The 23,042-nt window shown below is 73.6% G+C and carries 23 protein-coding genes and 1 pseudogene; 4 read left to right on the plus strand and 20 right to left on the minus strand.

The features are described 5' to 3' along the window. Nucleotides 1–18: 18 nt before the first annotated feature. From JOE68_RS06085 to JOE68_RS06140, 12 genes are all read right to left on the minus strand, one after another. On the minus strand, nt 19–813 hold the full coding sequence (locus JOE68_RS06085; protein WP_204841355.1) for an SDR family oxidoreductase: 795 nt from the start codon (nt 811–813) through the stop codon (nt 19–21). Then, the gene (locus tag JOE68_RS06090) at nt 813–1,697 is read right to left on the minus strand and encodes a beta-ketoacyl synthase N-terminal-like domain-containing protein (RefSeq protein ID WP_204841356.1); all 885 of its coding nucleotides are present in this window, start codon (nt 1,695–1,697) and stop codon (nt 813–815) included. Before JOE68_RS06090 ends, JOE68_RS06085 begins: the two co-directional genes overlap by 1 nt. After that, nucleotides 1,694–2,872 carry a beta-ketoacyl-[acyl-carrier-protein] synthase family protein gene (locus JOE68_RS06095; RefSeq protein WP_204841357.1) on the minus strand — a complete coding sequence of 393 codons (1,179 nt, stop codon included), beginning with the start codon at nt 2,870–2,872 and terminating at the stop codon, nt 1,694–1,696. The genes JOE68_RS06090 and JOE68_RS06095 overlap by 4 nt, the downstream gene beginning before the upstream one ends. A 5-nt stretch (nt 2,873–2,877) precedes the next feature. Further along, nucleotides 2,878–3,825 (minus strand): hypothetical protein, encoded by a 948-nt coding sequence (locus JOE68_RS06100; RefSeq protein WP_307819550.1) that lies wholly within the window; start codon nt 3,823–3,825, stop codon nt 2,878–2,880. Next, entirely contained in the window at nt 3,822–4,625 is an 804-nt protein-coding gene (locus tag JOE68_RS06105; RefSeq protein ID WP_204841359.1) for an alpha/beta fold hydrolase, read from the minus strand. Before JOE68_RS06105 ends, JOE68_RS06100 begins: the two co-directional genes overlap by 4 nt. Then, nucleotides 4,622–5,521, minus strand: a complete 900-nt coding sequence (locus JOE68_RS06110) for a beta-ketoacyl synthase N-terminal-like domain-containing protein (RefSeq protein WP_204841360.1) — start codon at nt 5,519–5,521, stop codon at nt 4,622–4,624. The genes JOE68_RS06105 and JOE68_RS06110 overlap by 4 nt, the downstream gene beginning before the upstream one ends. After that, on the minus strand, nt 5,518–6,663 hold the full coding sequence (locus tag JOE68_RS06115; protein WP_204841361.1) for a beta-ketoacyl synthase N-terminal-like domain-containing protein: 1,146 nt from the start codon (nt 6,661–6,663) through the stop codon (nt 5,518–5,520). Before JOE68_RS06115 ends, JOE68_RS06110 begins: the two co-directional genes overlap by 4 nt. Further along, nucleotides 6,660–7,889 carry a beta-ketoacyl-[acyl-carrier-protein] synthase family protein gene (locus JOE68_RS06120; RefSeq protein ID WP_204841362.1) on the minus strand — a complete coding sequence of 410 codons (1,230 nt, stop codon included), beginning with the start codon at nt 7,887–7,889 and terminating at the stop codon, nt 6,660–6,662. The genes JOE68_RS06115 and JOE68_RS06120 overlap by 4 nt, the downstream gene beginning before the upstream one ends. A 1-nt stretch (nt 7,890) precedes the next feature. Beyond that, nucleotides 7,891–8,145, minus strand: a complete 255-nt coding sequence (locus JOE68_RS06125) for an acyl carrier protein (protein WP_307819551.1) — start codon at nt 8,143–8,145, stop codon at nt 7,891–7,893. 97 nt (nt 8,146–8,242) lie between these two features. After that, a complete protein-coding gene (locus JOE68_RS06130; protein ID WP_204841363.1) occupies nt 8,243–9,163 on the minus strand; it encodes an alpha/beta hydrolase in 921 nt (306 codons plus the stop codon). Nucleotides 9,164–9,266: 103 nt separating this feature from the next. Further along, nucleotides 9,267–10,820, minus strand: coding sequence for a cytochrome P450 (locus JOE68_RS06135; RefSeq protein WP_204841364.1), 1,554 nt, complete (start codon nt 10,818–10,820; stop codon nt 9,267–9,269). 36 nt (nt 10,821–10,856) lie between these two features. Further along, nucleotides 10,857–12,395 (minus strand): MFS transporter, encoded by a 1,539-nt coding sequence (locus JOE68_RS06140; protein ID WP_204841365.1) that lies wholly within the window; start codon nt 12,393–12,395, stop codon nt 10,857–10,859. A 258-nt stretch (nt 12,396–12,653) separates the two neighbouring features. On the opposite strand from JOE68_RS06140, the gene JOE68_RS06145 reads away from it, so the two are divergent. Both JOE68_RS06145 and JOE68_RS06150 read left to right on the plus strand, forming a co-directional pair. After that, nucleotides 12,654–13,409, plus strand: a complete 756-nt coding sequence (locus tag JOE68_RS06145; protein WP_204841366.1) for a helix-turn-helix transcriptional regulator — start codon at nt 12,654–12,656, stop codon at nt 13,407–13,409. Nucleotides 13,410–13,825: 416 nt separating this feature from the next. After that, entirely contained in the window at nt 13,826–14,584 is a 759-nt protein-coding gene (locus tag JOE68_RS06150) for a helix-turn-helix transcriptional regulator (RefSeq protein WP_204841367.1), read from the plus strand. A 174-nt stretch (nt 14,585–14,758) separates the two neighbouring features. On the opposite strand, the gene JOE68_RS30945 is transcribed toward JOE68_RS06150, so the two are convergent. Continuing rightward, nucleotides 14,759–15,136 (minus strand): aminotransferase-like domain-containing protein, encoded by a 378-nt coding sequence (locus tag JOE68_RS30945; protein ID WP_239565092.1) that lies wholly within the window; start codon nt 15,134–15,136, stop codon nt 14,759–14,761. A 115-nt stretch (nt 15,137–15,251) separates the two neighbouring features. After that, nucleotides 15,252–15,761, minus strand: a pseudogene (locus JOE68_RS30950) (aminotransferase class I/II-fold pyridoxal phosphate-dependent enzyme); the annotation flags it as partial. On the opposite strand from JOE68_RS30950, the gene JOE68_RS30955 reads away from it, so the two are divergent. Together JOE68_RS30955 and JOE68_RS06160 are read left to right on the plus strand one after the other, a co-directional pair. Then, nucleotides 15,643–15,939, plus strand: a complete 297-nt coding sequence (locus tag JOE68_RS30955) for a hypothetical protein (protein WP_239565093.1) — start codon at nt 15,643–15,645, stop codon at nt 15,937–15,939. The pseudogene JOE68_RS30950 and the gene JOE68_RS30955 overlap by 119 nt on opposite strands. A gap of 224 nt (nt 15,940–16,163) precedes the next feature. Beyond that, a complete protein-coding gene (locus JOE68_RS06160) occupies nt 16,164–16,379 on the plus strand; it encodes an EamA family transporter (protein WP_204845953.1) in 216 nt (71 codons plus the stop codon). Between the two features lie 30 nt (nt 16,380–16,409). On the opposite strand, the gene JOE68_RS06165 is transcribed toward JOE68_RS06160, so the two are convergent. From JOE68_RS06165 to JOE68_RS06190, 6 genes are read right to left on the minus strand one after another with little or no spacing between them, the layout of a single operon-like run. Then, nucleotides 16,410–17,141 (minus strand): alpha/beta fold hydrolase, encoded by a 732-nt coding sequence (locus JOE68_RS06165; protein ID WP_204841368.1) that lies wholly within the window; start codon nt 17,139–17,141, stop codon nt 16,410–16,412. 39 nt (nt 17,142–17,180) lie between these two features. Then, nucleotides 17,181–17,771 (minus strand): TetR/AcrR family transcriptional regulator, encoded by a 591-nt coding sequence (locus JOE68_RS06170; protein ID WP_204841369.1) that lies wholly within the window; start codon nt 17,769–17,771, stop codon nt 17,181–17,183. A 22-nt stretch (nt 17,772–17,793) separates the two neighbouring features. Further along, complete coding sequence (locus JOE68_RS06175; RefSeq protein WP_204841370.1) at nt 17,794–18,633, minus strand: ABC transporter ATP-binding protein; 840 nt, start codon at nt 18,631–18,633, stop codon at nt 17,794–17,796. Next, nucleotides 18,630–20,483 carry a dipeptide/oligopeptide/nickel ABC transporter permease/ATP-binding protein gene (locus JOE68_RS06180; RefSeq protein WP_204841371.1) on the minus strand — a complete coding sequence of 618 codons (1,854 nt, stop codon included), beginning with the start codon at nt 20,481–20,483 and terminating at the stop codon, nt 18,630–18,632. Before JOE68_RS06180 ends, JOE68_RS06175 begins: the two co-directional genes overlap by 4 nt. Further along, complete coding sequence (locus tag JOE68_RS06185) at nt 20,480–21,421, minus strand: ABC transporter permease (protein WP_204841372.1); 942 nt, start codon at nt 21,419–21,421, stop codon at nt 20,480–20,482. The genes JOE68_RS06180 and JOE68_RS06185 overlap by 4 nt, the downstream gene beginning before the upstream one ends. A gap of 60 nt (nt 21,422–21,481) precedes the next feature. After that, the gene (locus tag JOE68_RS06190; protein WP_204841373.1) at nt 21,482–23,017 is read right to left on the minus strand and encodes an ABC transporter substrate-binding protein; all 1,536 of its coding nucleotides are present in this window, start codon (nt 23,015–23,017) and stop codon (nt 21,482–21,484) included. Nucleotides 23,018–23,042: the final 25 nt, after the last annotated feature.

Raw genomic sequence — 23,042 nt, forward strand, 5'->3', positions numbered from 1 at the left:
CGTCCGGTGGGGTTTTCCTCAGGCGGTCAGCGCTTCGCCGCCGTCGACGCCGATGACGTTCCCGGTGATCCAGGACGAGTCGGTGGACGACAGCAGGACGACGGCCTCGGCGACGTCCTCGCAGCGGGTCAGCCGCCCGTGCGGGTTGGTGCGGGTGGCCAGCTCGACCAGCCGCTCGTGCTCGGGGATGCGCTCCAGCGACGGGGTCACGGTGACGCCCGCGCGCAGCGAGTTCGCCGAGATGCCCTCGGGGGCCAGCTCCAGCGCCAGCTGCCGGACGTGGGACTCCAGGGCGCACTTGGCCGCGGAGACCCCGCCGTAGTTGGGCGAGACCTTCTCGTCGCCCGCGCTGGTCATCGCGAAGATCTTCGCGCCGCGGCGCAGCAGGCCCGCGCGGTGCACGTCCTGGGTCCAGTAGACCAGGCTGTGCGCCATCACGTTCAGCGTCATGTCCATCTGCCGGGGCGTGAACGCCTTGCGCTTGTCCTCGGCGATGAACGGCACCAGGCTGCCGAAGGCCAGCGAGTGCATGAGCACCCGGATGCCCGCGTCGCCGACCAGCTCCGCGAAGGCGGGCACCAGCTCGGCGCGGGTGTCCGCGCTGGCCGCGTTGGCGTTGAAGAAGTGCGCCTGGCCGCCCTGCGAGCGCAGCTCCTCCTGGAGCACGGCCACCTTCTCCTGGCGCTCCGCGGTGTCGAAGTGGACGCCGAGGACGTTGCCGCCGGCCCGCGCCCAGGCGCGCGCGGTGGCCTCGCCCATGCCGCTGGACGCGCCGAGGACCAGGCACCACTTGCCCTGCAACGAGGTGAGCATCAGTTCCCTCCGGGGGTGACGAGCGCGAACGCGACGTTTCCTTGGGCGGCGGCGGTGACCACCAGCTCGGCCCGGTCGCCGCCCAGCACGGCCGCGACCTCCGCGACCGGCCGCAGGCAGCCCGAGCCCGCGGGCACGACGGCCGCGTCCGGGCCCAGCGCCGCCAGCAGGGCCCGCGCCACCGGCGACGAGTCGACCACCGCCCGCACGGGCACGCGGCCCGCCCAGGCGAGCACGGGCTCGACCACGGCGCCGACCAGCTCGGGGGTCAGGCCGGCGGGCGGCAGGAAGGCCGTGCGCACCGCGCAGCGGCCCAGCACCCGGCCGCCGCGCGCGACCGCCGCGGCGGCGGGCTCCAGCACCAGGGCGACCGCGCCCGACTCGGCGCCGCCCGCGCCCGGCTCGGCCGGGTCCAGCGCCTCCTCCGCGGCGCCGGCGACCAGCCACTCGGCGCGGCCCAGGGCCACCGACCGACCGCCGGTCTGCACGGCCTCCAGGCCCGCCACGCGCGGGCTGGTGACGGTGAGGTTGAAGCCCTTGAGCGCGTGCTCGGTGGCCAGCCTGCTGCCGAACAGGTTGATCGAGAAGTACGGCGCGGTGGCCGGGCTCAGGTCGTTGGCGTCGCCGTCCAGGACGGTGCGGTCCATCCCGGCGTGCAGCGCCGACGCGGCGCAGTTGGTGCCCACGGCCGCGGCGCGCAGCTCCTCCGGCACCCGCTCCAGGGTGTCGCCCGCCGCGGCGACGGCGCGCTTGGTGGCGGCCAGCAGGTACTGCGTGGCCGTCGGGAGGTACTTGTAGCCGCGGGGGCCCAGTTCGGTGCGGTGGTCGAAGCCGTGCGCGGGGTCGAGCACCCCGATGCCGGTCACCACCAGGTCGGTGCTCACGAACCCGCCTCCTGCAGCACGAGGGACACGTTGTTGCCGCCGAAGGCGTAGGCGTTGACCAGCACCGCGGAACCCCGCAGGGGCACGGCCCCGGTCGGCAGCAGGACCGGGCACTCCGGGTCCTGCTCGCCCAGCGGGACGTTCGGCGGGACCTCCCGGTCGGCCACGATCAGCGCGCCCGCCAGCGCGGCCAGCGCGCCCGCCGCCCCGCCGGTGTGCCCGATCAGGCCCTTGAGGCTGTACAGCGGCGGGCCGTCCGCGCCGAGCACCTCGACCAGCGCGCCGCTCTCCACCACGTCGTTGAGCTGGGTGCCGGTGCCGTGCGGCACCACCGCGCCGACGTCGCCCGCCTTCACGCCCGCGTCGTCGAACGCCTGGCGCATGGCCCGCACGATCTGGCCGCCGGTCGGCTCGGGCGCGGTGGAGTGGTAGGCGTCGCAGCTCCAGCCCGCCCCCGCCAGGGTGGCGTAGGCCCGCGCGCCGCGCGCGGCGGCGTGCTCGGCCGACTCCAGCACCATGATCGCGGCGCCCTCGCCGAACACCGTGCCGCCGCGGTGGCGGTCGAACGGCCTGCACCGCTCGGCGTCGATGGCGCCGAGCCGGTTGAAGCAGCCCAGCGCGACCCGGGAGTACGCCTCGGCGCCACCCGCGATCACCACGTCCGCCTCGCCGGACCGGATCAGGTCCGCGGCGACGGAGAGCCCGAAACCGCTGGCGGCGCAGGCGTTGCTGATGCTGGTGTTGGCCCCGGCCGCCCCGACCAGGCCGCCGATGGCGGCGGCCGGGGTGAACACCGGGGCCCACTCGCCCGCGGGCGCCCCGTCGACGTGCCACTGCTCGTGCGCCCCGGAGTCGCCCATGCCGGTGCCCACCACCACCGCCAGCCGCCGCGGGTCGGCGACCCGGCCCAGGCCCGCGTCGGCCACCGCCTCGGCGGCGGCGGCCAGCGCGTAGCGCGACGCCATGCCCACCGGGGTCGACCCCAGCGGGGACGAGGCCGGCGCGGGCGGGACGTCGGCCTCGGGCACGGAGTACATCAGCGGGCGCGCCATGTTGGCGTGCGGGTCGGCCGCGCGGCGGGGAGCGCTGCGCGCGGCGCGCATCCCCGCCCGGAAGCTGTCGACGCCGGCGCCCAGGCAGGACAGCACGCCCAGGCCGGTGATGTGCACGGTCATGCGGATCAGCCCTGCAGCGCCGCGAGCACGCGCTCGTCGAAGTTGACCAGGCTCCAGTCCTTGCGGTCGTGGAAGATCGCGTAGCCGTGGGTGATCGTGCCGGTGGAGGTGAGCACCAGCCTGCCGTCGCGCACGACGTAGGTGTCCATCCGCGAGGTGTAGGTGACGCCCTTGAAGACCTCCTCCACGGTGTAGATCGTGTAGAGGTCCTCCTCCATCCACGCCTCGTCGACCTGGGTGATCTTCGAGTGCGGGACGACCGGGATCCACTTGCGGTCGTCGAGCAGGGTCTTGATGGAGATGCCGCGGTCGGCCAGGAACAGGTCCACGACCTCCTCCATCAGGCGCAGGTAGCCCGACATCTGGAGGCGCTCGTTGTTGTGGCAGTAGGGGTAGGGGATCCGCCACTTCCAGCCGAAGGCGTTGCGGTCGCGGGTGAGCTGGGCCAGCACGTCGTCCTCGGCGGCCGGACCGGCCTCGCCGCCGCCGATGCGGTCGACCGAGAACGGCGCCAGCTCCGCGGGAACGACGTTCTCCGGGGAGACGTAGGTCTCGCGGCGCAGCGTGACCTTCACCTTGGCGGTCACGTCCTTGCCGGTGTTGCCCTCCTTGGAGATGACGACCTTGAACGCCAGCTCGTCCTCGGCGGTCGGGGTGACCGTCGCGACGCCGACCTCGTCGAGGTGGAAGGCGTTGAGGATGCGGGTGTCGATCGTGGTGATCTCCAGGCCCAGGCCGTAGTCCTCGAACAGCACCCGGGTCGGCAGGCCGGCGGAGCGGAAGTGCTCCAGCACGGCCTCCTCCACCAGGTAGTTGACGTGCTTGAAGCCGATCCAGGTGTTGATGTTGTTGCCCTCGTAGCGCGGGCGCAGCGACACCGTGGTGGTGCCGGTCAGCAGCGCCTTGAGCGCGGTCTGGACGTCCGCGGCGGCGGGGTTGGCTTGTGGGCTCACTTCAGTGGCTCCCATGCTCGGTTGCGCAGAATGTCGGTGAGGAATCGGTTGACCAGGGCCGCGAACGCCTCGGCCTGCTCGACCATCGCGAAGTGGCCGCAGCCGGCGACGACGTGCACGCGCGCGTCGGGCAGCCCGGCCGCCAGCGCGATGGCGTCGGCGGGGAAGGCGGCGAAGTCGGTCTCCCCGGCCACCACCAGGCACGGCACGCCGATCCGGTCCAGCGGCAGGCGCGGGGTGCCCAGGTAGGTGCTGAAGAACCGCACCCACCCGTAGGCGCCCACCCGCTCGCGGACCTTCAGGGCCATGGCCTCCTGGCGGTCGGGCGCCAGCCGCCCGCCGGAGCGGACCCGGATGCCGTCGGCCAGGATGCGGTGGAAGTCGTTGAGGTAGTAGTCGATGGCGGCCCAGTCGAAATCGGCCGCCGACGGTCGGTAGAACGGCGAGACGAGCACGACCGCGCTCGGCGTCGCCGCCGCTTCGACCAGGTGGGCGAGCAGGGCGTTGGCGCCGAAGGAGTGCGCCACGACCACGTCCGCGCCGCCGGGCACCCCGGCCAGCGCCTCGGCGGCCCAGCCGCCCACGTCGTCGCGCTCGGCCCACCCCGGCACGCCCTCGCCGCGCCAGGGCAGCTCGGCCACCCACAGCTCGCAGTCGTCGTCCGCCAGCGGCGCGAAGGCGTCCCAGGTCGCGCCGCTGCTCGCCAGGCCGTGCAGGAGCAGCACGCGGACCGGGCGCCCGGCCGGTCCCCGCGCCGCCCGCACCCGCCGGACGACGACCGGCGCGTCCTGGTCGGTCATGACGCCGCGCCGCCCACCGGCAGCAGGACCAGGCCCGCCGCCGCCTCGTGGCCGTCGTTGCTGACCACGACCGGGTCCGCCGCGCCCGCGCGCAGCAGCCCGGAGGCCGCGACGCACTGCAGGACGCCCAGGGCGCCGCCGCAGCGGCCGAAGGACTCGGCCAGGTCGCGCCGGGTGGCGCCGGCGAGACCCGGGATCGGGGCCTCGCCCCGGAAGCCCTCGGGGACGAACCAGGTGCCCGCCGTGCCGGTGACCACCTCGGCCAGCGAACCGCCGCGGGCGAAGCGGCCCAGCGGCACGCCGTCCCCCTCCGCCGACAGCACCAGGCCGGCCGCGCCGTCGAGCAGGTCGGTGGTGCCGGTGAAGCGCTCGGTGACCGGGTTGGCCACCTCGACGCCGATCACCAGCGCGTGCCGGGCGCGGCCCGCGGCCAGCAGGACCGCGGCCCAGTGCACCGCGTCCAGGCCGGACGTGGCGCCGTTGCACACCATCAGGTTGGGGCCCTTGAGCCCGAACCGGATCGCGGCGGTGGAGGCGATCACGTTGCTGGAGGCGTTGGGCAGGTCCATCGGGCTGGTGCCGGTGACGCCCTCGTCGGCGATGGTGGCCGAGACGCCGCAGACGGTGTCCAGGTTGCCGAGGTTGGAGCTGGCCAGCACGGCGACGGTCTCGCCGGGCACGGTCAGCGCGCCGTCGGCCCACAGGCCCGCGTCGACCAGGGCGTCGTGCGCGGCGACCAGGCCGAGCTGGGTCGCGCGGTCCTTGTAGCGCAAGCCCTTGCGCCCGATCCGGGCGGCGGGCTCCACCGGCTCGCTGCGGTCGGCCGCGCCCGCCACGAAGGCGTCCACGCCGGACACCCCGGGCAGCGCGACGCCGACCCCGACAACGCTGGTCATGCGCTGGTCCTCTCGATCACGGCCACGGCGTTGACGCCGCCGAAGCCGAAGGCGTCGACCTGGGCCACCGACAGCTCGGCCACCGGGTCGCCCGCGCGGGCGAAGCGGAAGTCGGCGGCCTCGGGCACCGGGTCGACCAGGCCGACGGTGGGCGGGACGCGCCCCTCGGCCAGGGCGCGGGTGGCCAGCACCAGCCCGAGCAGGCCGGAGCCGCCGGAGGTGTGGCCGGTCATGGACTTCACCGCGGTCATCACCGGCGCGCCCGCGTGCTCGCCGAACACCTCGGCCACCGCGGCGGCCTCGGCCTCGTCGTTGAGCAGCGTCCCGGTGCCGTGCAGCATCACCAGGTCCACGTCCTCGGGCTTGATGCCGGCCCGCGCGTGCGCCTGGCGCACCGACGCGGCGATGCCCGCCGGGTCCGGCGCGGTGACGTGGAAGGCGTCGCAGGACAGCCCGACGGCCCGCAGCACGGCCTTGGCCGCGGTGGGGTCCACCCCGTCCGGCTTGCGCAGCACGACCGCCGCCGCGCCCTCGCCCATCAGCACGCCCTTGCGCTCGCGGTCGAACGGGCGGACCGCCTCGGGCGGCTCCGGGTGCACCCGGTCGAGCAGGCCGTGCATGCTCGTGGTGATGCCGTCGACGCCCGCGACCACCACCGTCTCCGCGCCGCCGACGGTGAGCAGGTCGGTGGCCAGCGCGAGGGCGTACAGCGACGCCGAGCACGCGTTGGAGAACGTGTAGGTGTCCGTGGCGCCGAACCGCTCGCGCAGGGCGGTGCCGAAGTGCAGGCGGTCCGGCTCGCCCGGCCCCGCGTCCTCCCGCGCCCACCACAGCTCGACCGAGCGCAGCTCGCGCAGGCCGGTGCCGACCAGGACGGGGACCTTCGACAGGTCCTCGCCCAGCCCGGCGTCGGCCAGGGCCTCGGCGATGGCGTCGAGCAGCCAGGCCGTGGCCCGGCCGGGGACGTCGGCGCCGCCGTCGCGGTCGTCGACCTCGTAGGCGCGGGTGACGCGGAACTTGTCGTGCTCGAACGAGCGCAGCGGGTTCAGGCCCGTGGTGCCCGAGCACAGCGCCTCGAACACCGCGTCGGTGCCGCGGCCCACGCTGCACACCGCGCCGGTCCCCGTGACCAGCCAGCTCATGACGCTTCCTCCCGGTAGCGGCCGAAGATGGTCACCGCGTTGTTGCCGCCGAAGGCCAGCCCGTTGTTCTGCACCACGTTCAGCTCGGCCTCGACGGCGTGGTTGGGCACGCAGTCGAGGTCGATCTCCGGGTCGGTGCGCTCGTGGTTGATCGTCGGCGGGATGAACCCGTCGGTGATCGCCAGGGCGCAGCCGATGGAGGCCAGCGCGCTGGCCGCGCCCATCGAGTGGCCGATCATGGACTTGATCGACACCGTGCGCGGCGGGCGGTCGCCGAACACCTGGCGGATCGCGCCCGCCTCGGTGACGTCGTTGGCCTTGGTGCCGGTGCCGTGCGCGGAGATGAAGTCCACTTCCCCGGGCTTGACGCCCGAGTTCTCCAGCGCCAGGCGCATGCACCGGGCCACGCCCGCCTGGTTGGGCGCCACCGGGTGGTCGGCGTCGCAGCTGAGGCCGTAGCCCAGCACCTCGGCGTAGATGCGCGCGCCGCGGGCCCGCGCGGACTCCTCGCTCTCCAGCAGCAGCACGCCGGCGCCCTCGCCGGTGAGGATGCCCTTGCGGTCCGCGTCGAACGGCCGGCACCGCTCCGGGGCGATGGTGCCCAGCCGGTAGAAGCCGGTGAACGTCTTGCGGCACAGGGCGTCCGCACCGCCCGCGAGGGCGAAGTCGACCTCGCCGGAGCGGACCGCGTCGTAGCCGTAGCCGATGGCGTAGTTCCCCGCCGAGCACGCGGTGGGGATGGTGACCGCCTCGGTGTCGGTGAGCGCGAACTCCCGGGCGATGGCCGCGGCCAGCCGGCCGGCGGGCACGCGCCGCGCCGCGACGGGGTCCATGGCCGCCGGGCCCTCGGTCACCTCGACCTCGACCAGGCCGTCCAGGTCGCGGGACTCGCCGTCGGTGGTGCCGATGGTCACCAGCGACCGGGAGTCCCGCAGCCGCGGCACGGACAGCGCGGCGTCCTCGACCGCCATCCGCGCCGCGGCGACGGCGAACTGGCTCGCCCGGCCCAGCTCGGTCGGCACCAGCCGCCGGATCCAGGTCTCGGGCTCGAAACCCGTGATCTCGCAACCATTGGCGTGGTCGAACCCGCGAGTGTCGAAGGCGGTGATGGGCCTCGCGGTGTCCCGCCCCGCCCGCAGGCCGGCGCGGAACTCGTCCACGCCCAGCCCCATGCTGGACACGACACCCAGGCCGGTGATCACGACCCGATTGGCTGCCTGGGTCATGTCAGTTCCAGTCAGCGCTCTCGGCGACGACCGTGTACACGCCCTCCAGGTTGACCATCCGCGGCAGCTCGCTCTGGTCGATGGTCACGTTGAACGCCTTCTCCAGCGACGCGAGGATCTCGATCGCGCGCAGCGAGTCCGCGTCGTGGTCCTCCTTGAAAAGGCTGGTGGGCGTGACCTCTTCCGGCTCGATCTCCAGGATGTCGCAGACGATGTCCTTGATCTGCGCCATGCGCTCTTCCGCAATCGTGGGCACGAAGGATCTCCAATGTCCGAAGTGGAGGTGGATGACCCGAGACTATGGCCGGCGACGCCCGCTGCGCCCCACTTCGGCGTTCCTTGCCCACAAGCTGTCATGGCTCGCGGGTGGCTGGCACGTTCCTGACAGGACGCTCGAACGCGGCGGCGAGGAAGTCCAGGACGGCCGAGGAGTAAGTGTCACCCAGCGTTTTCAATCCGGCAAGGTGCCCGGTGCCCGGGAGCGACCGGAACTGCCCGAGGGGGAACCGCCGCGCCAGCTCGCGCACGCCCGCGGCGGGGACCACCACGTCGTCCTCCCCCGCCAGGAACAGGACGGGGGTGTCGGCGTACGGCTCGACCGGCGGCGGCCACTGGGCCTGGAGCATCCCCGTGCCCAGGGCGGCGAAGGTGCCCTCCAGCGCCCTGCGGGCCGGCCCCCGGCGCAGCGCGGCGGGCACCGGGATGCCGTCGGTGTCGAGGAAGCCCCGGAACAGCGACGGGATGTCGACCACCGGGCCGCTGTCGCAGACGATGGCGCTCACCCGCGCCTCCGGCCGCGTCGGGACGTAGGAGACGGGGAAGGTGGAGAAGGAGAAGCCGTACACGGCGAAGCGGGCGTCGGCGTGGCCGGGCAGCGCGCGCACGTGCTCGACCACGGTGACCACGTCGGTGGTGAACCGGTGGCCCAGCTTCCAGAAGGCGCGGTCCTGGCTGCTGCGGCCGTGGTTGCGGTGGTCGAACAGCACGACGGTGTAGCCCGCCTCGTGCAGGAACTTCGCGTGCCGCAGGCTGGCCGACCGGCTCAGGCCGATGCCGTGGCCGACCACCACGACGCGCTCCGGGTCGTTGCGGAACAGCCAGGCCGCCAGCCGGCCGCCGCCGGGCAGCGGCACCACCAGGTCCTCGGGGGTGAGGCCGACCTCGGCGGGCGCGCGGCGGTCGCGGCGGCGCGGCGGGTGGTAGATCAGGTAGGACAGGAACGCGCCGTGCAGCGGCGCGTACGGGGTGAGCAGGGTGGACAGCAGCGCGCTCATGGTGGTGCCTCTCGCTTCGGTGGGCGGCCGGGTCCGCGACCTGGCCGGGAACGCGAAGGTGCCGGCCGCGCGGGGCGACCGGCACCTGTCCGCCTCGCGCGGGTCAGCGGTGGTGGGGGCACCCGCTCGCGGGCGCTGCGCCACCGGTCGGTCCGGCGGCGTCGACCGGTCCGCCCGCGCCGGCCGGTCCGCGCGCGCCGGCCGGTCCGCCCGCGCCGGCCGGTCCGCCCGCGCCGGCCGGTCCGCCCGCGCCGGCCGGTCCGGCGGCGTCGACCGGACCGCCCGCGGCGCGCGTGCGGCGCCGGACCACCATCGGCAGGCCGTCCTTGGGGCGCAGGGTGACCATCGGCTCGGGCACCGGCACGTGGCCGGGCACCGCCTCGAAGCGCACGCGCTGCGCCATGGTCGCCAGCGCGACCTGGCCGCTGAGCAGCGCGTGGTTGTTGCCGATGCAGACCCGGTGGCCCGCGCCGAACGGCAGGTAGGCGTGCCGGTGCAGCGCCGCCTCGTTCTCCGGGGAGAAGCGGTCGGGGTCGAACCGCTCGGGGTCGGGGAACAGGTCCGGGCGGCGGTGCAGCGCGTAGGGGCTGAACACGACCGCCGACCCGGCCGGGATGAGGTGCCCGCCGATGGTCACGTCGCGCGTCGGCTGGCGGGTGAACATGTAGACCGGCGGGTAGAGGCGCAGCACCTCCTTGAACACCTGGAGGGTGTACCGCAGCGCGGGCAGGTCCTCGACCACGGCCGGCCGCCCGCCCAGCACGGCGTCGACCTCGGCCACCACGCGGTCGTACACCTCGGGGTGCCCGGCCAGCAGGTGCCAGCTCCAGGTCAGCGCGGTCGCGGTGGTCTCGTGGCCGGGCATGAACATGTTGAGCGCCTCGTCGCGCAGCTGGACGTCGGTCATCGACGTGCCGGCCTGCTCCTGGCACTCCAGCAGCAGCGTCAGCCAGTCGTCCGGCCGCTCGCCGCTCGCCCGGCGCTGCGCCAGGAACTCGTGGAAGGTGCGCTCCAGGCGCTTGATGGCGCGGCGGTAGCGCAGGTTCGCGGGCGTCGGCCACTCGATGGTCAGCGGGACCATCGCGCTGGCCTGCGCGTCGAAGCCGTGGATGGCGTCGGTGAGCGCGCCGCCCAGCTCGTCGGCCTCGGCCAGCACGTCGCGGCTGAACAGGTTGCGGCCCACCACGCCCAGCACCAGGCGGACCATGTCCCGGCGGACGTCGCGCACCTCGCCGTCGGCCCACCCGTCGGCCAGCCGCGCCGAGACCGCGGCCACGACGTCGGTGGAGCTGCGCACCACGGCCTTGGTGAACTTCGGCTGGATCAGCCGCCGGTTGCCCAGGTGCTCGGCGTTGGGCACGGTGAGCAGGCCGTTGCCCAGCAGCGGCCGGGCGAACGCGCGGAACCGGTCGGTCTTCTCGAACACCGAGCCGTGCTTGATCAGCACCTCGTGGACGAGGTCGACCGAGTTGACCAGGTGGAAGCGCTGCCGGCCGATGGTGTAGACGCCGATGTCGCCGCACTCGGCCGCCACCCGGGTGAACAGCCCGAGGCGGTCGCGCTTGAACTCCAGCGCGTTGCCGAGCGGTCCCCTCCCGGACAGCCTGGGTATCGGCGCGTGGTCGGGACGGGGGACGGGTTCGGACAGAAGGGTCATTTCCGGTGGTCCTGTTCCTGTGCGGACCGCCGGGGGTCAGGCCGGGTCGCGGCGCCGGCGGAAGAAGATCACGGCCACGACGACGCCGAGCAGCGACACGGCCGCCCCCACGACGGTGGTGACGTGCATCGAGTGGATGAACGAGGTGTTGGCGACGTCGACCAGCTGCGGCAGGCCGGCCTGCCCGGCCACGACCCGCGCGCCCTCGGCCGACTCCTCGGCCGCCGCGCGGGCGCCCTCGGGCAGCGGCGGCAGCTTGCCGGCGACGTCGTCGGAGTAGGTCATGGACAGCACCGAGCCGAGCACGGCGACGCCGAGCACGCCGCCGAGCTGCCGCATCGCGTTGTTGACCGCCGAGCCCGCGCCGGAGCTCTCCGGCGGCAGCGAGGCCATGATCGCCTCGGTGGTCGGGGCCATCACCGCGCCCAGCGCGAGGCCCTGCACCACCATCAGGACGGTGAACCACCCGAGCGGGGTGTCCAGGTCGAACCACACGTAGGCGTAGAAGGTGGCCACCGCGACGAGCATCGCCACCGACACGACGGCGCGGATGCCGAGCTTGCGCACCAGCACCGCCGACACCGGGGCGCCCACGACGACGCCGGCCGCCACCGGGGCCAGGGCCAGGCCGCACTCCAGCGGTGACAGCCCGCGCGTGCCCTGGAGGTAGAGGTTGGAGTAGTACATGGTGCCGGTGAGGCCGAAGAAGGTCAGCATCACCGAGACGCTGCCGCCGGTGAACCAGGAGTTGCGGAACAGCCGCACGTCGAAGCTGGGCGCGCTGATCCGCAGCTCCACCACCACGAAGGCGACCAGCAGCAGCGCGCCGAGCACCAGCGGGCCGAGCACCTCCAGCGCGACCCAGGTGCCCTGGTGGCCGCCCTCGATGACGCCGTAGACCAGCGCGACGAGGCCGGCGGTGGACAGCGCCACGCCCAGCGGGTCGAACTTGGGCCGCGTGGTGGCCCGGCGGTCGGCGATGAACGCCAGCGCGCCCACCGTGCCGACCACCACGAACGGCAGGTTCACCAGGAAGATCGAGCCCCACCAGAAGTGCTCCAGCAGCGCGCCGGACACCAGCGGGCCCGCGGCGATGGCCAGGCCGCTCGACCCGGACCACACGGCGATGGCGGTGGCGCGCTCCTTGCCGTCGAAGACCTGGTTGATGATCGCCAGGGTGGCGGGCATGACCAGCGCGCTGCCCACGCCCATCACCGCGCGCGCCGCGATCAGCTCGCCGGCGCTGCCCGCGTAGGCCGCCCAGGCCGACGAGGCGCCGAAGACGAGCATCCCCAGCAGGAGCACCCGCCGGTAGCCCTGCCGGTCGCCGAGCACGCCGCCGGTGAACAGCAGCGCGGCGAAGACCAGGGTGTAGGAGCTGATGCTCCACTGCAGCTCGCTGGGCGACGCGCCGACGCCGCGCACCGGGTCGGCCAGGGTGCTGATGGCGACGTTGAGGATGGTGTTGTCCAGCCACACCGTCAGCTGGGCCACGACGAGGACGGCCAGCGCGAACCACCGCCGGGGCTCCCGAACGGCGTGCGACTGCGGCGGTGCGTCCGACTGGGCGGTCATGCGCTGAAACGTAGGGCATCGGTTCAGCCGCCACCCGAGGTTGGCACAAAGCTGCCACGGACCGGCCGATGGCGGACAGCCGCCTGCTCCGAACGGTCCACTACCGCCGGGTATCACGACACCTTGTTGCCGCGACGGCACCGGGAGCGCCACCCCCTACATCTACTCTCCGGGCAGTCGGCGACGGCGCGGTCCCGGCGAGCGGTGGCGTGACCGCACCGGGCTCTCCGCGGCCGGGAATCCACAGTGGAGGTCTGGTTGGAAGCGCGCTCGGGACCGGGTTCCGCGGAAGGGGCCGACCTCGTCGGCGTCCTGCGCGAGGCCCAGACGTTGATCCAGTCCGCCATCACCCACCACCGGTCCGACCGCGGCGCCGAGGCCGGGGTGGGGCTGCCGGTGGGGGCGGTCGAGGTGCGGGCGCTGGCCGCGCGGCTGGCCCGGCAGGCGGTGGCCGACCTGACGTGGGCGCTGCCGGCGGGCGAGCTGGGGGCGTTCGACGCCGACCTGGTGCTGGAGGCGGTGACCACGGCGGCCCGCGCGGGCGTGCGGGCGCGGGTGCTGTGCCCCCCGATGTCCTTGCAGGACAAGAAGTGCGCGCGGCTGCTGGCCGCGCTGGACGCGGTGGCCGGCGTGCGGCTGGGCCCGTTGCCGGTGGGCGACCTGATGGTGTGCGACGGCCGGGTGGCGCTGCTGCGCGACGGCGCGTCGTCGGTGGGCGCGGTGCTGCTGCGCGACCGGGCCGCGGTGGCGGCGGTGGAGCTGCTGGTCGACTCGGCGTGGTCGGCGGCGGCCCCGCGCGCGGAGCTGGCGCGGCTGCGCGTGCCGCTGGACCTGACGCGGCGGATCCTCACGCTCCTCGACGGCGGGCACACCGACGAGGTCGCCGCCCGCGCGCTGAACATCTCCGTGCGCACCTATCGCCGTTACGTGGCTCAAATCACCCGGGACCTCGGGGCCACGTCGCGCTTCCAGGCGGGAGTGCGCGCCGGGCGGCTCGGGCTGATTGAATCCTGAATCATCCCGTCACGAATCGTGACGATCGCTCGACCCACCGTGTCAATTTTTAGACAACGGCATTTCCCAACCCACCCTTGATTACCCATGAGAACGACGTGCGCACGTTTTGTAGCGCACCCCACCAAATGAGATGACGGCAACGGTTCGTGGACACTCCGCAAAAAGGTGAAATTTACTCGCCGATTCACCCTTTCGGCGCATTACCCATGCCGGAACTGTATTCAACCCCATTGATCGATCAGAGGAGTGCGCCCACCGCCCCGCGCCGCGCCCGTACGATCCACCTCAAGGGGAAAGTGGCAGATGAACGACCCCGGTCGAGGGCGTCGGGCGGTTCCGGGGGAGGCCGCGCGGCGGTCGACAACCCTCGTCGGAGCCTGGGGGCGGCCGGGGTCCCAGCCGTGGGAGGCGGCATGACGCAGACCGCGTTGAAAGACAAAAGCTACGAGTTGGAACAAGTGCTGCTGCAAGCACATTCGCTGCTGGAACTGGCGATGTCCCAGGAAGTGGGCCAGCCGCGCCACCTGACGGTGCGCATCGCACCGACCGACCAGGCCGTGCTGGCCGCGGCCGAGGAGCTGACCGCCTCGGCCCGGCACGAACTGGTGGCCGTCCTGCCGCAGCGCCGGATGTCGCCGGCGTGCCTGCAGGTGATGAACGGTTCGTTGAACGCCGTGGTCAAGAGAGGGGTCAAGGTCCGACTGCTGTGGTCGCCCGACTCGGTCGGCATCACCCGTGAGCCCTGGTTCGCGGACGCGGTGACCCCGGAGGTGGAGCTGCGGGTGGCCAACTGCTCCCGCGAGGAGATCATCATCGTGGACGGCAACGCGGCGATCGTGCACGGCGCCCAGCCCGACCACGACTACGCGATCATCCTGCACCAACCGGCCATCGCCAACGCGTTGCAGACGCTCATGAACAGCATCTGGGACACCGCGATCCCCGCGCCGCGGGGCCGCGACGGCGTGGACGAGGCGCCCACCGCGAAGGTGCTCGGCTGCCTGGCCAGCGGCCAGACCGACGAGAGCGCGGCCCGGGAGCTGGGGGTCTCGGTGCGCACCTACCGGCGCTACGTCGCCCGGATCATGCAGGACATCGGCGCGACCTCGCGCTTCCAGGCGGGCGTGCTGGCCGGGCGACTGGGCCTGGTCCCGCACTCCACCCGCGGCTGACCCGGCGCCGACCGGGAACACCCGACCGGCGCCGCCGGCGGGACCGGCCTACCCCGGTTCCCGCCGGCGGCGTCGCGCCGGCCCCCTCCCCCGCCACCGGGCGCTCAGCCCGCCGCCACCGCGCGTTCCCCGCGAATTCCCCGTGGCACTCCCGACTTCGCCGCGCAACGGCCGTCAGGGCCGATCGGGGCGGCGCAGCACGCGGCCGAGGGCGCGCGCCGCGTCCGGGAAGGCACCGGGGTCGGGGCCCGCGTAGTCGAGCCGGAGGAAGTGGCCGGTCGGTTCGGCCGGGAACCACTCGTCGCCCGGACCGACGACGACGCCCGCCGCCGCGCACTCCTCGACCACCCGCCCGGGGTCGACCTCGTCGGGCAGCCGCACCCAGAGGTTCAGCCCGCCCCGCGGCACGGCGTCCAGCCGCGCGTCGGGCGCGTGCTCGCGCAGGCTCGCGACGAGGAGGTCCCGGCGGGCCGTGAGCTGCCGGCGCAGCCGGCGCAGGTGCGCCTGCCAGGCGGGCTGCGTCACGACGTCGAGCGCGACCGCCTGCAGCACGCCGCTGACGTAGCCGGACTCGGCCCGCGCGTCGGCGAGGATCCGCTTGCGCGCCGGACCGCGCGACCAGGCCCGCGACCCGGACCGCCGGCGAGACGCTCTTGCTCAGCGAGCGCAGGTAGACCACGTGCCCGCCGTCGTCCCGCGCGGCGATCGGCCGCGGGTCCGCGGTCATGCCGAAGTCGTGCGCCGAGTCGTCCTCGACGAGGAACGCCCCGTGCCGCCGCACCACGTCCAGGACCCGGTCGGCCAGGTCCGGCTCCCACAGCGCCCCGGTGGGGCCGGCGAAGCTCGGCTGGGCGTGGAAGGCGCGCGCGCCGGTCTGCTCGAACGCGAGCGCGTCCGGGTCGGGGCCGTCGGGGCCGCTGGGCACCGGGACGAGCGCCACGCCGACCTGGGCGGCGGCCAGGATCGCGCCCCAGTAGGTCGGCGACTCCACCAGCAGCGGCCGGCCCGCCCCGACCAGGGCGCGGAACGCGGTGCTCAGCCCGCCCTGGCTGCCCGGGATGATCACGACGTCGCCGCGGGCGACCGGCGTGACCCCGGTCGGGGTCACCGCCGCCGGCTCCGCGGCGAACCAGGACCGCAGCTCCGGCAGGCCCGCCGTCGGCAGCCGGTCGACCAGCGCGCCGGTGCGGGCCGCGCGGGTGAACGCCGCGCGGACCAGGCGCTCGGGCAGCAGCTCGCGGTCGGGATGGTCCGAGTGCAGGGCCACCACGTCGTTCAGGGCGGACCGCAGCGCCGCCGGGGCCTCCGGGACCCGGTGGTGGGACGGCCCGAGCGCCGCCGTCTGCCACCCGTAGTCGTGGGGCCGCGCGACCCGGACCGCGCGCACGAACGTGCCCACGCCGGGGCGGCTGTCGACCACGCCCCTGCGCGGCCAGCGCCCGCAGCGCCTTCTGCACCGTGACCGGGCTGGCCCCGTACTGCGCCACCAGCGCCCGCGTCGACGTCGGCCCGCGCGGTCGTCGCGGCGCTCCGGCAGCCGCCGTCGGCGACACCGGCGCAGTGGGCGGCGTTCGGCTACCTGGCGGTGGTGAGCATGTTCCTCGGGTTCTTCGCCCGGTACCGCGGCCTGGCCGTCGGACCGATGGCGCGGGTCGGCCAGGTGCAGCTGGTGCAGCCCGTGCTGGGCGTCGCCTGGGCAGCGCTGCCGGGCGAGCAGCCGACCTGGCCGACCCTCCTCGGCGGGGTCGCCGTCGTGCTGTGCGCGGGCCTGGCCGTCCGCAGCCGCCGGCGCTGAGGCGGTGGCGCGGAAGGGCCCGCCGACGGCTCAGACGCCGAGGAAGCGGAAGACGGCGGTGCGCAGCTCGTCGCCCGCCAGCGCGCCGAGGTGGTCGCCGGGCACGTGCTCCAACCGCGCGCCGGGGACGCGGGCGACGACCTGGTCGATGCCCTGGGCCATCTGGTCCTCCTTGCCCGCGAGGAAGAGCGTCGGCGCCTCGGGCGCGCGGGCGGCCGGGTCGAACGGCTCGCGGGCCAGGCCCTCGACCAGGCGCAGCAGCGACTCGGCGTCCTGACCCGGGCCGGAGACCATGCTCGTGATGATGCCGGTCAGCATGTCCGTCGGCTGCGGGCCGCCCTGGACCGCGGCGCGGGCGGCGGCGAGGTCGACCGCGCCGAACGGCTCCACCGGGCTGAGGCCGCCGAGCACCAGCCGGCGCACCCGGAGCGCGCCGGTGGCGGCGAGGTCCCAGGCGAGGCGGGCGCCGAGGGAGTAGCCGACCACGTCGACCTCGTCCTGGCCGATGCCCTCCGCCAGCCGCCGCAGCAGCCGCGCGGTGGTCACCTCGTCGGCCGAGGCGACGGCCGGGCCGCCCGCGTGGCCGGGCAGGTGCACCACGACGGTCTCGCGGCCCGCCTCCGCCAGCGGGCCGGCCCAGCGCTCGGCGGGCCAGTCGGTGGCCCCGGCGGCGGCGAAGCCGTGGATGAGCACGACGGGCGGGCCGGTGACCTCGGAGGTGGGTTGGGTGCGGGTGGCCGGCAGCGCGGCGACACTTGTCATTCTACGAGCGTAGACAAAAGATCGGGGCCGGTCCAGGAGTCAGCCGGCGATCCGCTTCACAAGCCCCTCGACGTAGGCGCCGTAGCGCTCCACCAGCTCGCCGACCGGGTGCATCAGGCTGGCCACGTTGGCGCCGATGGCCACGGAGATGATCTCGTCGGCGAGCACACCCGCGGCCGGCCCGGCCGGCGCCGCGCGCCGGGACCGGGCGGCCGTGATCCGCCGGACCAGCTCCGCCCGCCAGGTCGTCAGCAGGTCGCGGTACTGCCGGGCCAGCTCGGGGTTGGCGACCGAGTGCTCCCACAGCACCAGCAGCACGCGGGCGGAGGTGATCCGGTGCGCGTCCAGCGGCATGGCCGCCTCCACGAACCCGCGCAGCGCCGCCACCGGGTCGACCTCGGGGTCCACGGTGGACATCCGCTGCGCGGTCTCCTGCAGGACGCTGTCGAACGTCGCCGCGATGATCTCGTCCTTGCTGGCGAAGTAGTGCTTGAGGGCGCCGTTGGCGAACCCGGCAGCCGTGACGATGCTGCGCATCGTGGCCGCCTCGAAGCCGCCCTCGGTGATCAGCTTCTTGGCGACCTCGACGATCTCCCGGCGCCGCTGGTCGTGGTCGATGACCTTCGGCATGGTTACGACTCTAATGCAGTGCTCATGCCGAATCCCGGAGTCCGAGCCAGGTGCTGCGGCGCTCGGCCTGGCGGGCCGGGTCGGCGACGGGCGCGGCGAGCAGCAGCCGCCGCGTGTAGGGGTGCTGCGGCTCGCGGGTGACGGCGGGGGTGTCGCCGGACTCGACGATCTCGCCGTGGTACATCACCGAGACGCGGTGGCAGATGCGCCGCACCACGCCGAGGTCGTGCGAGACGAACAGGTAAGACACCCCCGTCTCCCGCTGGATGTCGATGAACAGGTCCAGGATCGTCGCCTGGGTGGTGAGGTCCAGCGCGCTCACCGGCTCGTCGCAGACGATCAGCCGGGGCTTGCGGACCAGCGCCCGCGCGATGGCGATCCGCTGCCGCTGCCCGCCGGAGAACTCGCTGGGGTACCGGTGCAGGGCGTCGGCGGGCAGCCGCACGTGGTCGAGCATCTCGGCGACCACCGCGCGCGCCCTTGCCTTCGGCGTCCCGGTCGCCACCAGCGGCTCGGCCAGCACCTCGCCCACCGTCATCGTCGGGTCGAGCGAGCCGTACGGGTCCTGGAAGACGACCTGGATGTCGTTGGCCAGGCGGCGGCGCGCCGCGCCACGCGCGTGGGTGATGTCCTCGCCGTCGAAGGTGATCCGCCCGGAGGTGACCGCGGCCAGGCCCAGCACCGCCTTGCCGAGCGTGGACTTGCCCGACCCGCTCTCCCCCACCAGCCCGACGCACTCACCGGGGCCGACCGAGAGCGAGACGCCCTTCAACGCGCGCAGCCGCAGCTTGCGGTGCAGCCGGTAGTCGACCACCAAGTCCTCCACCGCCAGCAGCGGCGCGGTGTCCAAGGGCGCGATCATCGTGCGTCGTCCTCTCCGCCCACGTGCGCGGCGCTCCGGGGCCGGTTCGGGTCCGACTCGCGGGCCCAGACCTCGTCCAGTTCGTCCCGTCCCTCGGTGTCGTCCAGGGACGCGCTGATCAGCTCGGCCGTGTACGGGTCCTCCGGGCGGCGGAAGATCCGCTCCACCGGGCCCGTCTCGACGATCCGGCCGTCCTTCATCACCACGACCCGGTCGCAGATGTCCGCGACGACGCCGAAGTTGTGCGTGACGATCACCAGCGCCATGTCGTACTCCTGCTGCAGCTCCCGCAGCAGCTCCAGCACCTCCGCCTGCACGGTGACGTCGAGCGCGGTGGTCGGCTCGTCGGCCACCAGCAGCGACGGCCGCCCGGCGACGGCGCCGGCGATGAGCACGCGCTGGGCCATGCCGCCGGAGATCTGGTGCGGGTAGGAGGCCAGCACGCGGTCGGGGTCGGTCAGCCCCACCCGCACGAGGACCTCCCGCGCCCGGCTGCGGGCCTCGGCCTTGGACAGGCCGTGCACGTGCCGCAGCGGCTCGACCAGCTGGTGCTCGATCGTGTAGCACGGGTCGAGGTTGCTCATCGGCTCCTGCGGCACGTAGCCGATCGAGCGGCCGAGCAGCGCGGCGCGCTCGCCGGAGGACAGCTTGCCGACCTCCCGGCCGCAGACCCAGATGCCGTCCGCGACCGCGGTGCCGCCCGAGGGCAGCAGGTCGAGCACGGTGAAGATGGTCTGCGTCTTGCCGGAGCCGGACTCGCCGACGATGCCCAGCACCTCGCCGGGCGCCGCGTCCAGGGACACGCCGCGGACGACCTCCTTGACCCCGTGCTGGGTCGCGTAGCCGACCCGCAGGTTCTCCACCCGCAGGGCGCAGTCCTCGACGCTGTGCTCGTGCGTGCCGCTGGCGACCCGCTCGGGCAGGTCGCCCGGCGCCGGCGCGGCCAGCTCCTGCCGCACCCGCGCCCGGGCCCGCCGGTTGGGCTGCTCCGCGCGGACGCTGATCAGGTCGGCCAGGGTCGACCCGATGAACGCCAGGGCGGCGATGGTGACGCCCAGCGCGATCGACGGCCACAGCAGGATCAGCGGGTAGGTCAGCATGTTCTTGAAGCCGTCGTTCATCATCTCGCCCCAGCTCGGCGTCGACGCCGAGCCGATGCCGAGGAACTGCAGGCCCGCCTGCATACCGATGGCGATGCCGGCGGTCAGGGCCGTCTGCACCACGATCGGCGCGTAGACCGCGCGCAGCATGTGCGTGCGCAGGATGCGCGGGTTGGTCACGCCGGCGACGCGCGCGGCGTCGATGTAGGGCTCCTTGCGGACCGCCAGCGCCCGCGCCCGGGTGATCCGGTAGTAGCCGGGCGCCATGAACACGCCCAGCGCCACCATCAGCACCACGAACGACTGACCCGTGCCCGCGGCGACCACCAGCAGCACGATCATGCCGGGGACCGACTGCAGCGCGTCGCTGATCCACGAGCACACGCGGTCGGTGACGCCGCCGAAGTAGCCGGCCACCACGCCCGCCGGGACGCCCAGCAGCAGCCCGGCCACGCAGGTGATCACCGCGCCGAACAGCGTGGTCTGGGCGCCGTAGAGCAGCCGGCTGAGGATGTCGCGCCCGGCGGAGTCGCCGCCGAGGGGGTGCCCGTCGCCGGGGCCGGCGTGGGTGATGGCGAAGTCGACCAGGTTGGGGTCGAACGGCGCGAGCCACGGCGCGAGGAGCGCGGCGGCGACCACGACCCCCAGCACGGCGAGCGCGACCACGCCGAGGGGGCGGCGCAGGTAGCGCCGCCACAGCGAGATCCGCTTGACGGGCGCCAGGGCGGCGGGGAAAGGAGCTGCGGTCATCGCTCGCGCACCTTCGGGTTGACCCACCCGAGCACGAGGTCGAGCAGGAAGTTGACGATGACGACGAACACCACCGTGACGGCGGTCAGGCCGAGCAGCACCGGGATGTCGCCGATCTGCGAGGCCGACTGGGTCAGGCTGCCGATGCCGGGCAGGTTGAACACGATCTCCACGACGATGGCGCCGCCGAGCAGCCCCACGAACATCAGCGCCAGCACGGTCAGCGCCGCCGGCGAGGCGTTGCGCAGCACGTGCGTGGTGACGCGGCGGTTGGACAGGCCGCGGGCCCGCAGCGTGCGCACGAAGTCCTGGTTGGCGACCTGGATGAAGCCGTTGCGCAACTGCTCCGCGACCATGACGATCGCGCCGAGCGCCAGGGACACCGACGGCAGCGTGATCGACATGAGCCAGTCCCCGACCGACTGCTCCGGCGAGACGTAGCCGATCGCCGGGAACCACCTCAGCTCGATGGCGAACCACATGACCAGCACGAGGCTGACCCAGAAGCCGGGCAGGGCGAACAGCACCACGGACGCGAGCTTGAGGACGCGGTCCAGCACGCCACCGGGCCGCAGGCCGCACACGACGCCCACTACCAGGCCGAGAACGGCCGAGAGCAGGGTCGCGAAGACCACGACCGACAGCGTCACCGGGACGCGCAGCGCGATCTGGTCGCCGACCGGCTGGAAGTTGCGCCACGAGGTGCCGAAGTCACCGGTGGCGGCGTGCGACAGCCAGTTCCAGAACTGGACCAGCACCGGCTGGTCGTACCCGATCTTGGCGCGCAGGGCTGCCTGCTGGGCCGGTGTGGCGCTGTTGCCCAGCAGGCCCGGGGTCGGGTCCCCGACGGCCAGGTAGGCGAGGAAGAACGTCCCGCTCGTGACCACCACGAGCAGCAGGATCCCCGACAGCAGGCGTTTCGCGATGAAGGACAGCATTCTCGGCTCCTCACCGGCGGGCCCGTCCGCAGTGGACGGACCCGCCGGAGCACGGGCGCGTCAGCCGCGCTGGATGAACCGCAACGTCGGGAACATCATGCCGGTGACCGGCGTCACCGTGATCCCCTTGACGCTGAAGTAGTTGTTGTTCGCCTGGTACCACACGCTCCACCAGGCCAGGTCCACCAGCTTGGTGTTGAGCTGCTTGAGCAGCTCCGTCTGCTGCTGGCCCGGCTCGGCCTGCTCGACCTGCTCGACCAGCGCCTTCACCTCGGGGAAGGCGTCGACCGACGGGTTCGGGTTGTACCACTGGGAGGTGGTCACCTGGTCGGACAGCGTGGCCATGTCGTTGCCGCTCATGGCGATCACGGCGAGGAACATGGGGTAGGTCGGCGCGTTCTTCTGGTAGTCGGGCATGGCCATGTCCTGCCACTCGACCTTGATGCCCAGCTCGCCGAAGGTCTGGTTGGCGGCCGGCTGCCACGCCGCGAAGATCGGCGACATCGGCATCTTCAGGCTGAAGCCGTCGGCGTACCCGGCCTCGGCGAGCAGCTGCTTGGCCTTGGCCATGTCCGTCTTGTACTTGTCGTTCATCGACTTGTCGTAGACGGCGCTGTTGTCCGAGGGGAACAGCTGGTTGGTGACGGTGCCGGCGTCGTAGGCGACGGCCTTGAGGATGCCGGCCGAGTCGAAGGCGTAGCTGATCGCCTGCCGGACGCGCTGGTCACCCAGGGCCTTGACCTGGCTGCCGGTGCGGTCGGCGAACTGCACGCCCACCCACGACGACGGCTTGGACGCGATGTTCCAGCCGTTCTGCTCGGCCTTGGCCAGGTTCGCGGCGTTGGCGAACTGGACGTTGAGCTGACCGGACAGCATCGCGTTGAAGCTGGCCGTCTGGTCGGTGATCGGGAACAGCCGCACCGTCGGGAACTGGTAGGTGGCGTCGTCCCAGTGGCCCTGCTTCTTGGTGAAGACGTACTGCGACTGCGGCGCCGAGGAAGCCTTGTCGTAGTTGTACGGGCCGGAGCCGACCGGGCCGTTGGCCAGCGTGCCGGCCTGGATGGCCGCCGGCGAGGCCATCCAGCTGCGGCCCAGGCCCATGAAGTACAGCAGCGAGTCGTCCCGCTTGGACAGCTTGATCTCGATCGTGTCCTCGTCCTTGGCCAGGACGTCGGCCACGTTCAGGTAAGCCTGGCCGGAGCGGACGCCGGACTTCAGGTGCTTGAGGTTGGCGACCGCCGCGGCGGAGTCGAACTTCTGGCCGTCGTCGAACGTGACGCCCTGGCGCAGGTCGGCGGTGAGGGTCAGCCGGTCGGCGGACCACTCCCAGGACGTGGCCAGCGCGGGCACCGGCTTGCCGTCCTTGTCCAGCGCCACGAGCGGGTCGTAGACCGCCGACAGGTACGGGCCGTCGAAGCCGATGTCGGCGCTGGCCGGGTCCCACGAGGTCACGTCGAGGAACACCCCGGCCTTGAGCTCGCTCGTGTCCGCGGTGGCCGCACCACCGCCGCCGCCTGAGCCGCCGCTGCATCCGGCGAGCGCGGTGGCCGCCGCGACGGCCACCGCGACCAATGCCGCTGTCCGTGTCCTCGTCATCGAGTCCTTCTCTCGGGTGATGGAC

Source organism: Saccharothrix algeriensis (assembly GCF_016907655.1).
Taxonomy (GTDB): domain Bacteria; phylum Actinomycetota; class Actinomycetes; order Mycobacteriales; family Pseudonocardiaceae; genus Actinosynnema; species Actinosynnema algeriense.

Coding starts and splice junctions, on each gene's coding strand:
- JOE68_RS06085 (WP_204841355.1), bottom strand. CDS start 813: ATGCTCACCTCGTTGCAGGGCAAGTGGTGCCTGGTCCTCGGCGCGTCC.
- JOE68_RS06095 (WP_204841357.1), bottom strand. CDS start 2,872: ATGACCGTGCACATCACCGGCCTGGGCGTGCTGTCCTGCCTGGGCGCC.
- JOE68_RS06105 (WP_204841359.1), bottom strand. CDS start 4,625: ATGACCGACCAGGACGCGCCGGTCGTCGTCCGGCGGGTGCGGGCGGCG.
- JOE68_RS06110 (WP_204841360.1), bottom strand. CDS start 5,521: ATGACCAGCGTTGTCGGGGTCGGCGTCGCGCTGCCCGGGGTGTCCGGC.
- JOE68_RS06115 (WP_204841361.1), bottom strand. CDS start 6,663: ATGAGCTGGCTGGTCACGGGGACCGGCGCGGTGTGCAGCGTGGGCCGC.
- JOE68_RS06120 (WP_204841362.1), bottom strand. CDS start 7,889: ATGACCCAGGCAGCCAATCGGGTCGTGATCACCGGCCTGGGTGTCGTG.
- JOE68_RS06130 (WP_204841363.1), bottom strand. CDS start 9,163: ATGAGCGCGCTGCTGTCCACCCTGCTCACCCCGTACGCGCCGCTGCAC.
- JOE68_RS06135 (WP_204841364.1), bottom strand. CDS start 10,820: ATGACCCTTCTGTCCGAACCCGTCCCCCGTCCCGACCACGCGCCGATA.
- JOE68_RS06140 (WP_204841365.1), bottom strand. CDS start 12,395: ATGACCGCCCAGTCGGACGCACCGCCGCAGTCGCACGCCGTTCGGGAG.
- JOE68_RS06150 (WP_204841367.1), top strand. CDS start 13,826: ATGACGCAGACCGCGTTGAAAGACAAAAGCTACGAGTTGGAACAAGTG.
- JOE68_RS30955 (WP_239565093.1), top strand. CDS start 15,643: ATGATCACGACGTCGCCGCGGGCGACCGGCGTGACCCCGGTCGGGGTC.
- JOE68_RS06165 (WP_204841368.1), bottom strand. CDS start 17,141: ATGACAAGTGTCGCCGCGCTGCCGGCCACCCGCACCCAACCCACCTCC.
- JOE68_RS06170 (WP_204841369.1), bottom strand. CDS start 17,771: ATGCCGAAGGTCATCGACCACGACCAGCGGCGCCGGGAGATCGTCGAG.
- JOE68_RS06175 (WP_204841370.1), bottom strand. CDS start 18,633: ATGATCGCGCCCTTGGACACCGCGCCGCTGCTGGCGGTGGAGGACTTG.
- JOE68_RS06180 (WP_204841371.1), bottom strand. CDS start 20,483: ATGACCGCAGCTCCTTTCCCCGCCGCCCTGGCGCCCGTCAAGCGGATC.
- JOE68_RS06185 (WP_204841372.1), bottom strand. CDS start 21,421: ATGCTGTCCTTCATCGCGAAACGCCTGCTGTCGGGGATCCTGCTGCTC.
- JOE68_RS06190 (WP_204841373.1), bottom strand. CDS start 23,017: ATGACGAGGACACGGACAGCGGCATTGGTCGCGGTGGCCGTCGCGGCG.